The sequence below is a fragment of the Labilibaculum sp. DW002 genome (assembly GCF_029029525.1).
GTDB lineage: Bacteria > Bacteroidota > Bacteroidia > Bacteroidales > Marinifilaceae > Paralabilibaculum > Paralabilibaculum antarcticum.
Genome location: NZ_JAKJSC010000001.1, coordinates 2,147,910 through 2,160,912, shown reverse-complemented (window position 1 = coordinate 2,160,912; position 13,003 = coordinate 2,147,910). Strand labels below are relative to the sequence as shown.

At 35.8% G+C, this 13,003-nt stretch carries 10 protein-coding genes; 8 read left to right on the top strand and 2 right to left on the bottom strand.

The genetic code is table 11. The features are described 5' to 3' along the window. Positions 1-125 precede the first annotated feature (125 nt). From L3049_RS08290 to L3049_RS08280, 3 genes are read left to right on the top strand one after another with little or no spacing between them, the layout of a single operon-like run. A complete protein-coding gene (locus tag L3049_RS08290) occupies positions 126-962 on the top strand; it encodes an FKBP-type peptidyl-prolyl cis-trans isomerase (RefSeq protein WP_275109338.1) in 837 nt (278 codons plus the stop codon). Between the two features lie 43 nt (positions 963-1,005). Beyond that, positions 1,006-1,455 carry an FKBP-type peptidyl-prolyl cis-trans isomerase gene (locus tag L3049_RS08285; RefSeq protein WP_275109337.1) on the top strand — a complete coding sequence of 150 codons (450 nt, stop codon included), beginning with the start codon at positions 1,006-1,008 and terminating at the stop codon, positions 1,453-1,455. Between the two features lie 5 nt (positions 1,456-1,460). After that, positions 1,461-1,907 (top strand): cupin domain-containing protein, encoded by a 447-nt coding sequence (locus tag L3049_RS08280; protein ID WP_275109336.1) that lies wholly within the window; start codon positions 1,461-1,463, stop codon positions 1,905-1,907. Positions 1,908-3,144: 1,237 nt separating this feature from the next. Here L3049_RS08280 and L3049_RS08275 read toward each other — a convergent pair. Then, positions 3,145-6,216, bottom strand: a complete 3,072-nt coding sequence (locus tag L3049_RS08275; RefSeq protein WP_275109335.1) for a cytochrome c biogenesis protein — start codon at positions 6,214-6,216, stop codon at positions 3,145-3,147. 519 nt (positions 6,217-6,735) lie between these two features. Between L3049_RS08275 and L3049_RS08270 the strand changes: the two genes are divergently transcribed. The 5 genes from L3049_RS08270 to ccsA all read left to right on the top strand — a co-directional run bounded on the left by L3049_RS08270 (position 6,736) and on the right by ccsA (position 12,358). Further along, positions 6,736-7,983, top strand: a complete 1,248-nt coding sequence (locus L3049_RS08270) for an alginate export family protein (RefSeq protein WP_275109334.1) — start codon at positions 6,736-6,738, stop codon at positions 7,981-7,983. Between the two features lie 33 nt (positions 7,984-8,016). Further along, positions 8,017-8,616, top strand: coding sequence for a cytochrome c nitrite reductase small subunit (gene nrfH, locus L3049_RS08265; RefSeq protein ID WP_275109333.1), 600 nt, complete (start codon positions 8,017-8,019; stop codon positions 8,614-8,616). A gap of 19 nt (positions 8,617-8,635) precedes the next feature. Continuing rightward, positions 8,636-10,147: an ammonia-forming cytochrome c nitrite reductase gene (gene nrfA / locus L3049_RS08260; RefSeq protein WP_275109332.1), complete on the top strand. Its 1,512-nt coding sequence runs from the start codon at positions 8,636-8,638 to the stop codon at positions 10,145-10,147. Positions 10,148-10,288: 141 nt separating this feature from the next. Next, entirely contained in the window at positions 10,289-11,530 is a 1,242-nt protein-coding gene (locus L3049_RS08255) for a cytochrome c biogenesis ResB family protein (RefSeq protein ID WP_275109331.1), read from the top strand. Positions 11,531-11,572: 42 nt separating this feature from the next. After that, complete coding sequence (gene ccsA / locus L3049_RS08250) at positions 11,573-12,358, top strand: cytochrome c biogenesis protein CcsA (RefSeq protein ID WP_275109330.1); 786 nt, start codon at positions 11,573-11,575, stop codon at positions 12,356-12,358. A gap of 65 nt (positions 12,359-12,423) precedes the next feature. Here ccsA and L3049_RS08245 read toward each other — a convergent pair whose 3' ends face one another. Next, complete coding sequence (locus L3049_RS08245; protein WP_275109329.1) at positions 12,424-12,774, bottom strand: DUF5684 domain-containing protein; 351 nt, start codon at positions 12,772-12,774, stop codon at positions 12,424-12,426. Positions 12,775-13,003: the final 229 nt, after the last annotated feature.

The following is a 13,003-nucleotide window of genomic DNA, read 5'->3' as shown; positions in this document are numbered from 1 at the left end:
CTTTAAGGGTAATTAAAAGATAGGGCTAGGCTAAGAATTAAAAAAATACTAGAGCAAAGTCAATCACAGCAACCAACATTCCTACATTTTACTATATTTGTTGTTCTTATAAAAAACAAATTGATATGAAGTATAGCTTATTAGCCTTAGTGTTTGCCTTTATGGTATCGTGTTCGAGTTCGGATAGCGAAAAAGATTACAGAGTAGAAAATGATGAAGAGATTGCAGCTTATGTAGCGGCAAATGGCTTAGTTGCAACTAAAACTGCATCGGGCTTGTATTATGTAATTGAAGAAGAAGGAACTGGAGCTGCGATAACATATACATCTGATGTTGCTGTTACTTACAAAGGATATTACACAAGCGGAGTAGTTTTTGACAATACTGAAGATAATTTAGCTTCCTTTAATTTGCAAGGAGTTATTCCAGGGTGGACAGAAGGCTTGACTTATTTTAAAGAAGGTGGAAAAGGAATGTTGTTAGTTCCAGCTCATTTAGGATATGGTAATAAGGATTTCAATGGCGTTCCTGGTGGTTCGGTACTAATTTTCGAAATTACTGTGTTTTCTGAGGAGATGATTGCGGAAAGAAATGAAGAAGAAATTCTAACTTATTTGGAAATTGAGAATTTAACAGCAACAAGATCAGATTCTGGTTTGTATTACATTATCGATGAAGAAGGAACTGGAGAATTTCCAACAGAAACATCTAATGTTACTGTTTCTTATAAAGGTTATTTTCTTGATGGAACAGATTTCGATGAAAGTGGTGTAAGTGGAGTTGATTTTGATTTAGATGGTGTAATTGCAGGATGGAAAGAAGGAATCACTTATTTTAAACCAGGTGGCGAAGGAAAATTAATCATACCAGCGCATTTGGCTTATGGTAGCTACTACTACAATGGTATTCCAGGAGGTTCAGTTCTTGTTTTCGATGTAAAGCTGATTTCAATTAACGAATAGGAATTCAATATCTGCTTAAGCAATCATTAAAATATTAAAAAAGATGAAATATAGCTTATTAGCCCTTTTGTTTGCTTTTATGATTTCGTGCAAGAGTACTCCCGAGAAAGATTATGCGAGCATAAATGAGAAACAAATTACCAATTATATAAAGATCAATAAATTGGACGCAACAAAGAGTGAGTCTGGTTTATATTATACCGTTGATAATGCAGGAGAAGGCGCCCAACCGACAAGTGCATCAACGGTTCAGGTAGCCTACAGAGGTTCTTATTTAAATGGAGAGGTTTTCGACGAGAGTAGTGAGAGAGGTATTTCGTTTCCGTTGAAGCGAGTTATAAAAGGATGGACCGAAGGCATCACTTATTTTAAAGAAGGTGGAAAAGGAAAGCTTTTAGTTCCTTCACACCTAGGCTATGGACCTTACGATACAAGAGGCATTCCAGGTGGTTCTGTTTTGATTTTCGATATTCATTTGATATCTGTAAAATAATACATATGCAAACACTCGAAGCCAATCAGGTAATAGAAAAAGTGTCTCAGTACATCGATTTAGATGTTGTTCCGTTTGGACAAGACAAACGTTCGGTAGTACGTGTTGATACTCGTAAGCCAATGTATGGTGGCGAGGGAGTTGTTTATTTGCTGCAAATGTTCGATGTTGATGAATTAATTAATAATCGAATTGGTTGTTTTATGGTCTTTTTAAATAAGAATGATCAAGCCGGATTTCATGATCATGGGCCACGTAACGAGGAAGAAGTTTATGTGGTGATGCATGGCGAGGGAATGTATTCCGATAAAGCCGGTGTTGATGGCGAAGTTAGAGAAACGAAAATTACGAAAGGCAATATTACTGCTGTTAGTAAAGAGGGATTTCATTCGGTTCAAAACACCAGCGACGAACCACTTATTATATTTGTAATTACAACGAATAAGGCTTAAGCCGATACTTTTAAAATATAGAAAAGGAAGCAGAGATGCTTCCTTTTTTTTGTTTTATATCGTGAACTATTCTATTATGCCAATGCATGCATTGTCGATGATTAAAGGCAGGATATGGCATTCAGTTCGACGTTGGCACCCATAGGAGAAGAAGGCGTAAAAAACAGAATTCCATGAGAGAGGCACGAGCGAATATTATTCTGTTTAGACTTTGATCCGTTATGGGTAAGGAAGAACTGTGGCCTAGCGTTTTTGATTCTTTTGTGGTAATGACAAAAGAATAGCCTGTCTGGCTTAAAGACAAAAGTAAAAGCCATGCGGCTTGAGCAAAGAGAAAACAAGTGATCAGAATTGGCCTATAGTTATATCGATTCAATATTATTCTGTTTAGGCTTTGATCCGTTATGGGTAAGGAAGAACTGTGGCCTAGCGTTTTTGATTCTTTTGTGGTAATGACAAAAGAATAGCCTGTCTGGCTTAAAGACAAACGCAAAAGCCAGACAGGCTTGAGCAAAGAATGTAAATCATTTGTTTTATTGGAGAATAATCACCCCTTGGCTTGTCTGTGCTTCATCTGCAAAGGGAAGATTTTCAAATAATAATAGGCTTTTAGCTTAGAATAAAAAAGAGCCTCACAAAAGTGAAGCTCTTTAAATAATAAAATGTATTTCGCTTATGCCTCGATCACTTGAGGTTTGGTGTTGTATTTTTTAATCGAAGGTACATGCAATGTCGATTTTTATTTTTCATTTTGACAAAATGTGAGCGTGGTTTGTCAGCCTGCCGTTAGGCGTGATACAGGTTTAAGTTTGTAGAGCAAACAAGGATCAGGCTGACTTGATTCTTTTGTTTACTTTTCTCATTTAAGGAGAAAAGTAAAAGCCATGCGGCTTGAGCAAAGAGAAAACAAGTGATCAGAATTGGCCTATAGTTATATCGATTCAATATTATTCTGTTTAGACTTTGATCCGTTATGGGTAAGGAAGAACTGTGGCCTAGCGTTTTTGATTCTTTTGTGGTAATGACAAAAGAATAGCCTGTCTGGCTTAAGGAGAAAAGTAAAAGCCATGCGGCTTGAGCGAAAATAAATAATTTGTTTTATTGGAGAACAATCTTCCCTTTGACTGTCGGCACTTCCTCTGCAATGGGAATAATTCGAAAGAACAATAGATTTTAAATTAGAATAAAAAAGAGCCTCACAAAAGTGAAGCTCCTTAAAGAATAAAATGTATTTCGCTTATGCCTCGACCTCTTCCGGCACAGCATTGTATTTTTTGTAATTGAAATAAGCCACCATACTTAAAGCAAATAGTATCGCTACCGAATAATAAACCCATGTAGGGATTGGTACAGGATCTCCTTTTGCATATGAATGCATTCCAGCAAGATAGTAGTTCACTCCAAAATAGGTCATTAAAATTGAGCTATAGCCCCATACAGAAGCAATGTTAAAAGCATAAACAGATTTTAAGCCTGGAATAAAACGCATGTGCAGTACAAAGCTATACACCAATATACTAACAAGTGCCCAAGTTTCTTTTGGGTCCCAACCCCAATAGCGCCCCCATGATTCATTAGCCCAAATACCACCAAGGAAAGTTCCTATGGTTAGGAAGTACAAGCCAATTGTCATGGTCATTTCGCTAATGCGAGTTAAATCTAATATTTTACTGGAAATACGCTCTTGACTATTCTTGTTTTGTAAATTATACAGGCAAAGATTAATAATTCCTAAAATAGTTGCCAAAGCAAGGAATGCATAGCTAGAAGTAATAATTGCAACATGAATGGTGAGCCAGTATGACTTCAAAACAGGTACCAAATTGGTTACTTCTGGATTCATCCAACTCAAATGCGCTACAAATAAGAACAATCCTGCTAGCATTGCAGTCGCAGCAATGGCTAGTTTTGATATTCGTGCAAAAATAAATCCGGCAAGTAAACAACCCCACGATATAAACGTTAAGGTTTCAAAACCATTACTCCACGGAGCATGGCCTGAAATATACCATCGTGCAGCTAAGCCACCTGTTTGTAAAATAAATCCTATAGCAAGAATAAGCATCGCGATACGAACCACCCACTTAATTGGGAATCTAGGTCTAATGATATGAGTTACCAAAAAGATGATTAAGAAGAATCCTATTAGTAAGTAAAATGGGAATAGTCTTTTGAAAATATTGATGTTGTTGTACAATATTTCGGTTTTCTGTTTTGTTGCAGAAGGGATAATACTTTGCCCGAATCTATTCTGATAAGTTTTAATTCCAGCAATATAGTTATCTGCGTTTGCAAAATCTCCTTGGACTATTGCTTGGCTTAGCATGATAACAGATTTCTTTACGAATAATGAATCATCCCCAGTAAGTTGAACTTCAGAAGTAGGATTATACCATTCATGCATAACATCATTAGGATCTGGGAATATCTTCAGGAATTCGCCAGTAAAAACCATATAGGTAATATTGATTCTTTCATCAACATTAATAATTTCTTTGTCGTATGCAGATCGTTCAGAAGGTTTTTTTGAATAGGCTGCTTGAACTTTGGCAGATAGTTTATACTGACCTTGTTGATTTAAAAAGTTTTTAAAGCTTGCATGTTTACCAGAAATGCCAATTTCTTTTGCCAGTTTAGAACTTCCGACCTTAATCATGGCAATGTTTTGCCAAGCTTGAGGATTTACCAGCATACTAAGAAATACTTGTTCGGCTGTATATCCTTGAAATTTATTCTTTTTAGTAATTTTTCGGATTACTTCACTTGCCATCGTATTAACTGGCTCAAATCGACCACCATTATCCTGTACCAAAAGCTTACCAAAATCTTGGGCTTGCTTTAACGGAACAACGGGTAATTGTTGATTTTGGGCCGAAGCAGGAAATAAACTACTTGCAAAAATAACGGCTAATACAGTTATTACTTTTACTTTTCTGGATTGTCTTCCTAAATTTTTGAATCTAGTGAAAGGGCTAATTAATGACCAAGTCATTCCTAGCATAAGTACAAAATAGCCAAAGTAGGTGATTAATGTTCCCCACTGGTCGTGATTTACCGAAAGAACAGTTCCTTTTTCATCTGTGTCATAAGAAGCTTGAAAGAATCTAAAACCTTCGTGCTTTAAAATATTATTCATATAAATACGGTAGTCTTTTTCGATTCCCTTTGCATTATCGTACAATGTTACTTCACTCGCAAAAGAGGACGGACTGTTAGATCCTGGATATCTATCTAAGATAAACTTGTTTAATTTAAGAGAAAATGGAAGTTCAAGTGTTTTAGGCCCATATGCAATCGAAAGATCTATGCCATTAATATTCGCAGTACTCGGTGCACTCACATAATTACTAGCACCTTTTACAATGATTTCTTTTTGCTCATTGCCACTTTTTGCATGAAATACCAATACGGTAGGTGCGTTTTTATTTTCCCCTTGAATGTATTTGTATTTGGCAGCTGGGAAAAAGTTTTTAATTGCAAATTTGGTCCCTTTTAAATCATATAATTTCTTTGGTGAAATTGAATGCCAAAGATTCGCTTGCATCGGAATAGGCTCGCCACCCATCATACTCACTTCATGAAATGGGTAAGGAGATATCATTCTTAAACTATCTGTAAAATCAAATACTACCGTTTGATCATTTGGTAGTCCACCAAAGGCAAGCAGGTTGCCAGCAATGTTTTTCTGTCCTCGATATTCTAGAGCAAAATTTTGCATTCCAGACATTCCTTCACTTCCAACAGCAACCATTTCCATTATTGGAACACCGTTCATATCCTGAGCAATAGTAGATTCTGCATTAGGGATGAATGTTTTTAATTTGAGCTCTACGTTTTTATTGTCGATCTCCAAATCATCCTTATAATCGGTTGTTTTTACCGACGATACAGTAATCTTCTCGCTTTTTCTATTGAATTGTCCATTGGCTTGTACTTGCACATCAATATACGATTCCATTGTGGTAATCTGGTTTGTTGATTGTCCTTCTCGAATGTGCATGTTTCCTTCGTAACCAAAATAACGAGTAACACCAGAACCTATAAAAATGATTATGAAAGCCGCATGAAACAAAAATATAGACCACTTTTCTCGTTTGAAGAGCTTGTATCGGAAAATATTGACAACAAGGTTAATTGTAAGCAGTAATAGCATTAACTCAAACCACCATGCATTATATACAAGAACACGAGCGGCAGGAGTTCCAAAATCATTTTCTATAAATGTTGCGGTTCCAATTGAGAAAGCAAAAAGAATGATGAGCACACCCATCATTTGCATAGAAAACAGAAAATTTAGAAACTTATTCATTCGGGTAAAATTTTATATTTCGATTAAAGAATTTTATTGTTATTCGGTTAAAAGCCACTTAACGTGCTACTTCCCGAAAATTGGAGTTCAAGATACGCTTTTCTTTATAAATCCAAAATACTATAATTTTCATACTTCAACTACTTTTTGATGAGCCTTTTTCATTGAAATAATGTAACTTGTTGTAAGTAAGATGTTCCATTTGTAGTAAGATTTCAATTTATCTATTGCAGATAAATTTTCTTATTAAATAGGGGAAATGGAGTTACATATATAGGATGTTTCATGTTTTTATTAAGATTAAAGATAAATTACACTTGTTTCATATTTGTTATCATCGATATGAAAAGCTTGAAAACCAAGAATAGTAAAGGATAAAAAGGTATTAAAATTTAAATATAATAAATTTAAATAATCTTCTAATCTTGAAATAAAGCTTTAATCTACCTAGTATTGCAATATAATCTATGTAATTACTGTGGTGACTCACAGTTTTTTAAATTGAAATCTATCCATACTATGAAAAAACTATTTCGTCTAATGTTAGTCCTTTTTCTAGGACTAGTGCCAATGATAACGATGGCACAACTTACTTTTACAGGAGAACTTCGTCCACGTACTGAGTATCGTCATGGCTTAAAATCATTATTTAGTGAGGCTGATGATGCTGCTTTGTTCACTTCTCAACGTACACGTTTGAATTTAAAGTACAACGATTCTAAATTCCGTGTTGGTTTATCATTACAAGATGTTCGTACTTGGGGAGATGTAAAACAGCTAAATATGTCTGATAAGAATCAGTTGATGTTGCACGAAGCATGGGGTGAACTATTGTTTAATGAGAACTTTTCATTAAAAGTAGGTCGTCAGGAATTGGTTTATGATGATTCCAGAATTTTGGGTAATGTCGGTTGGGCTCAACAAGCAAGAAGTCATGACTTAGCTTTGCTTAAGTTTAAAACCGATGATAAAGGTAAATTTCATCTTGGTTTAGCTGTAAATAACGACTCTGAAGGATTAAAGAGAATGTTATACACAACAAATTATAAGAACATGCAATTTGCTTGGTATAACAGAAAATCAGACAAGTTTGATTTTAGCTTACTATTCATGAATGTAGGTCTTCAGACTCTTGATGTTGATGATGATCTTGAAACAAGATACAATCAAACTTTTGGTACACATATGAATTACCGTCCAGGTAAAGTTACTTTAACCGGATCACTATATGCTCAGTCGGGTAAAACAGTTGCGGATAAGGATATTAGTGCTTATATGTTCAACTTAGGAATGAAATTTAAGGTTGCGGATAACTGGAAAGGTAATGTTGGAATTGAAATGCTGTCAGGAACTGATGATGATGAGATAAAAGATAATAATTCTTTCACGCCTTTATTCGGAACCAATCACAAGTTTAATGGTCATATGGATTATTTCTATGTTGGCAACCATGTTGGTGATGTTGGATTACAAGATATTTATGGTGGTTTAAACTATTCAAAAGATAAGTTCTCATTTGGATCGGCTATTCATATTTTTTCTGCAGCAGCAGATTTATATAAAGGAGCTGAAAAACAAGATGCTTATTTAGGTACTGAGATTGACTTATCATTCGGATATAAGTATTCAAAATCAGTAACATTTAAAATGGGATATTCTCAGATGTTTGCATCAGATTCAATGGAAGTGTTGAAGGGTGGTGACAAAGATGAAACTCAAAACTGGGGATGGGTTATGGTTGTTTTCACTCCTAACTTTTTGAAGTAATAAAGCAAACCCAATACATCAAAACTTTTGCTAATGAGAAAACTATTCAAATTTCTAACACCACCTCCACAATGGAAACTGCCGGTTTTGGTGTCTCTAGGAATATTCGTTGGACTTGGCTTTTATGTGCTTTACCTTTCAAAGGCGGCATCATATCTTTCTGATGATCCTAAAACCTGCGTCAACTGTCATGTTATGGCACCACAATATGCGACCTATCAGCATAGTTCGCACCGTGAGGTTGCTACATGTAACGATTGCCATGTACCGCACAATAATGTGTTTAATAAGTACTTTTTTAAGGCAAAAGATGGTTTGAGGCATGCAACAATGTTTGCATTAAGAATGGAACCGGAAGTCATCTTTATTTTGGAAGAAGGACGCGAAGTGGTTCACAATAACTGTATTCGCTGTCACAGCCAAACGCTGACCGACCCTAAGTTGGCAACACAAGTTCCACAACATACACATAACACGCAAGGTAGAGTGTGCTGGGATTGCCATAGAGAAGTACCTCATGGAAGGGTAAATAGCCTTTCGAGTGTTCCAAACGCACGCGTGCCGGTACCTTCAAGTCCAATTCCAGATTGGTTACAGGAATACATGGAAGAATCTAAATTAGAAAACGAATAAAACCTAAATAAAATAGCATATGAAACCAATACAAGAATCTGTAGGCAAAAAACCAATGTTGGGATGGATCATCTTCCTTGCAACTTTGGTGGTTGTATTTCTACTTGGATTGTTAGCTTCATCGATAATGGAAAGAAGAGCCGAATCTGTTTTTGCTTACACACCGCAGGTTGAATATAACCAGTGGGAACCTCGCAACGAGGTTTGGGGTGAAAATTTCCCTCGCGAATTTGAATCTTATTACAACACAGCCGATACTAGCTTTAATAGCAAGTATAACGGTAATGCTATGATTGATATGTTGGAAGTAGACCCTCGATTGGTTGTGCTTTGGGCAGGTTATGGTTTTGCGAAAGATTATAATCAAGGTCGTGGTCATTATTATGCAGTTGATGACTTAAGAAATACTTTACGTACAGGTGGCCCAACTAGTGATAAAGATGGACCAATGCCTTCAACATGTTGGACATGTAAATCTCCTGATGTACCTCGTTTGATGAATGAAATTGGTGTTGCTGAATATTATTCAGGAAAATGGTCGTCAAAAGGACACGAAGTTGTAAATCCTATTGGATGTGCCGACTGTCACGATGCTGAAACAATGAATCTTAAAGTTACGCGTCCATACCTAATTGAAGCTTTCGAGCGTATGGGTAAAGATATTAACGATGCAACTCATCAGGAGATGCGTTCTTTAGTTTGTGCTCAGTGTCATGTTGAGTATTATTTTAACAAGAATCGTGTTAAAGGATCTGCTTTTGTTCAGTTACCATGGGATAAAGGAATGGGCGTTGAAGAAATGGAAGAGTACTACGATGAGCTTGAGTTTAAAGATTGGACTCATAAGTTAAGTAAAGCTCCTATGTTGAAAGCTCAGCATCCGGGATACGAAGTTTACCTAAAGGGTATTCACGCTGATCGTGGTGTTTCTTGTGCTGATTGCCATATGCCTTATAAATCAGAAGGTGGACAGAAATTTACTGATCACCATATTCAATCTCCATTGAATAATGTTGCTAATTCTTGTCAGGTTTGTCACCGTGAAGAGACTGAGAAGTTGATTAAGAATGTTTATCAACGTCAGGATCAAATTATCGAGAATCGTGATAAGCTAGAAGAACTTCTTGTACGTGCTCACGTTGAAGCTAAGAAAGCTTGGGATTTAGGTGCTACTGAAAAAGAAATGAAGCCAATATTGATGATGATTCGTCACGCTCAGTGGCGTTGGGATTATGCAGCTGCTTCTCATGGTGGTTCTTTCCACGCTCCAACTGAAACGGGTCGTATTATTACTACTGGTGTAGATCGTGCACAAGAGGCTCGAATCGCTTTAGTAAGAATTTTCCATAAGTATGGTTTCGACGGAGAGGTTGCTTATCCAGATATCGCTACGAAAGCAAAAGCTCAGAAATTTATCGGTCTTGATATGGATAAATTGAATAAAGAGAAAGAAACATTTAAGAAGAATCTTCTTCCTGAGTGGGACAAAAAAGCTGAAAAGCGTGAGAAGACTTACAAAGTGAAAATGTAATGAACTTTTCATTCTAAATAGATGAATTATTAATATGCCACTCAATTTGGGTGGCATATTTTTTTATATTAGTATCTGTAACAATAAAAATCGGCAAATTACGACTTGAATAATTTGTTGGATTGGATTAAGGAATAATATATGACAAAAATAAAAAAGGCTTTATGGCAATCGCCTTGGACATATTCTGAAGGATTCTTATTAGCATTTGGAATACTACTAGTTGGATTTGCACTGGAATTTACCATTGATAGTACAAATTTTGGGACCATTGTCTTTCCTCAAAATATAATAGTAGGTGGTGTTTATATATTGTTAAACGTACTTTTGTATTTTTTGATTAAGCGAAAATCAAGTTTTAAATTCTTATCGGGAGTTCCAGCTTCTATTGGTGCAATAACAGCCTTAAGTTTGCTTGTAATTGTGATGGGAATTATTCCGCAGGTACCAATCAAGAAAGATGGATTGGTCGGAATGCTTAATTTGAATCAATTAACTACATCCATTCCTTTTTTGTTTATTAATTTTTATTTGTTGCTGATATTGGGAATGGTAATCATTCGAAAGCTGTTTCCTTTAAAATGGAAAAATTGGGGATTCATTTGTAGTCATTTAGGTTTATGGATAACGGTTTTTGCAGCTGGTCTTGGCTCAGGAGATCTTCAGCGTTTACGAATGGATTTGCATGAGAATAGGATAGAGGCAAGAGCTTATGATGATTTTGGCAAGTTTTACGAATTGCCATTGGCCATTAAATTAAATGATTTTAAGATTGAAGAGTTTAATCCTAAGATGGCAGTTGTTGAAAATACCACAGGTAATTTATACGAGCCAACGAAACCTTCCATGATCATGATAGAGGATTCCTTAGAGTGTAAATTGCACGATTGGAAGATAATCGTAGAGGAGTTTTTTCTGACATCTGGACGATCTGGAGATCGATATTATTTCCTTTCGGACTTAGGTGCAGCACCAGCAGCTAAAGTGAAGGTTATTTCTCAGCAAAAAGACACTATTTCTGGCTGGATCAGCTGTGGAAGTTTTAATCGTCCTCATGAGTCACTAAAAATAAACGATGAATTTTCATTGTTAATGACCGTTCCTGAAGCAAAAAAATTCTCTTCTGATGTTCGAATTTTTACGCCAGATGGAAAACAGCGAGATGAGGTATTAGAAGTAAACAAATCATTCACTGTTAACGGATGGAAAATCTACCAACTAAGCTACGATGAAAAGATGGGGATTTATTCTACCAAGAGCATTGTAGAGGTTGTGAAAGATCCTTGGCAGATATATGTATACATTGGTGTGTTTATGATGATGATTGGCTCTATTTACATGTTTTGGCGTGGAAATAAAGTAACAATTAGCAGTGAGCAGTAATTTTACTGATAACTGTTTACTGATAACTGTAAACTGAATAAAATGATTTGGAACTATTTTTTATTGTCAGCAGGTGTGAGTTCAGCAAGTTGGATTTTGTCTGCTTTGCTAGCTAAGAAAAATGGCATTCGAAATGCTCTTGTACTGATTGGTATACTCAGCATGGCTTTATATATTGGTTTTTTATGGACTAGCTTGGAACGACCTCCATTGAGAACTTTAGGTGAAACACGTTTGTGGTATGCATTATTTATATCCATAATTGGATTGATTACCTATTTCCGATGGAAGTATTTGTGGATGCTGTATTACTGTCTTTTTATGTCATTGCTGTTTCTGTTCATTAATTTTCTGCATCCCGAAAATTTCTCGAAAACATTAATGCCAGCTTTGCAAAGTCCATGGTTCGTGCCACACGTTGTGGTGTATATTATTTCCTATGCATTTCTTGCTGCATCTACATTAGTTGCTGTGTATGGCTTGTATCAAGTGAAAATGAACAAGTTTGACAATAAATTGATGTATGTAGCCGACAATTTGGTCTATTTGGGCTTCTCTTTTTTAACCCTTGGCTTACTATTTGGTGCTCTTTGGGCAAAAGAAGCTTGGGGGCATTATTGGACATGGGATCCAAAGGAAACTTGGGCATTTATTACCTGGATGGGATATTTAGTCTACATTCACCGACGACATCAAATGCCTTCGAAATACAAATCATCTTTATGGATTTTGGCCTTTGCCTTCGTAATACTTTTGGTGTGTTGGTTCGGAGTTAATTACCTTCCATCGGCACAGTTTAGTGTTCACACATACAGTCAACAGCCGTAAGATATTTTAGTATACAAAAAACGCCGTTTCAATTGAAACGGCGTTTTTTGTTATTTATATAATGATTATTTTAATCCAGCAGGACCTTGATAAGTAGCATCCCCTAATCCAAGAATTGGATAAAAAATGAATGGTAGAAAAATCATACCTATAGTAAATCCAGTACTTTTCCCAAAGCTTTTAGATAATAGATTTGTCATCCAAATTAGCCAGATTAAATTTATCCCTGGAAGGAAGATAATTAGAAGTATCCACCACCATGGTTTACCAATAATCTCTAAGGTTACTATAGCGCTATAAATTGGCACAATACAAGCCCATCCAGGTTGATTTGCTTTTGTGTTAATTTTCCACGCAGATACTATCATTAATGCAATAAGTGCAAGGTAAAAAACTACTCCAATAAAAATTTCCATTATTTTTTCGATTAAAATGCTTACTCGTATGGCTTTTCAGGTTCGCCCCGTTTGAATGGTTTCTGGTCTCCATATTCTCTTATTTGATAACGAGAAGTTAAATATAATGAAATATAAATATAAAATAATAATCCTATTGTGAAGTTTTAATTGAAGTGTGAGATACTTATTTTAGGACAAGACAATGAAAACAAAAAAAACGCCATCTCTCACGAAATGGCGTTTTTTA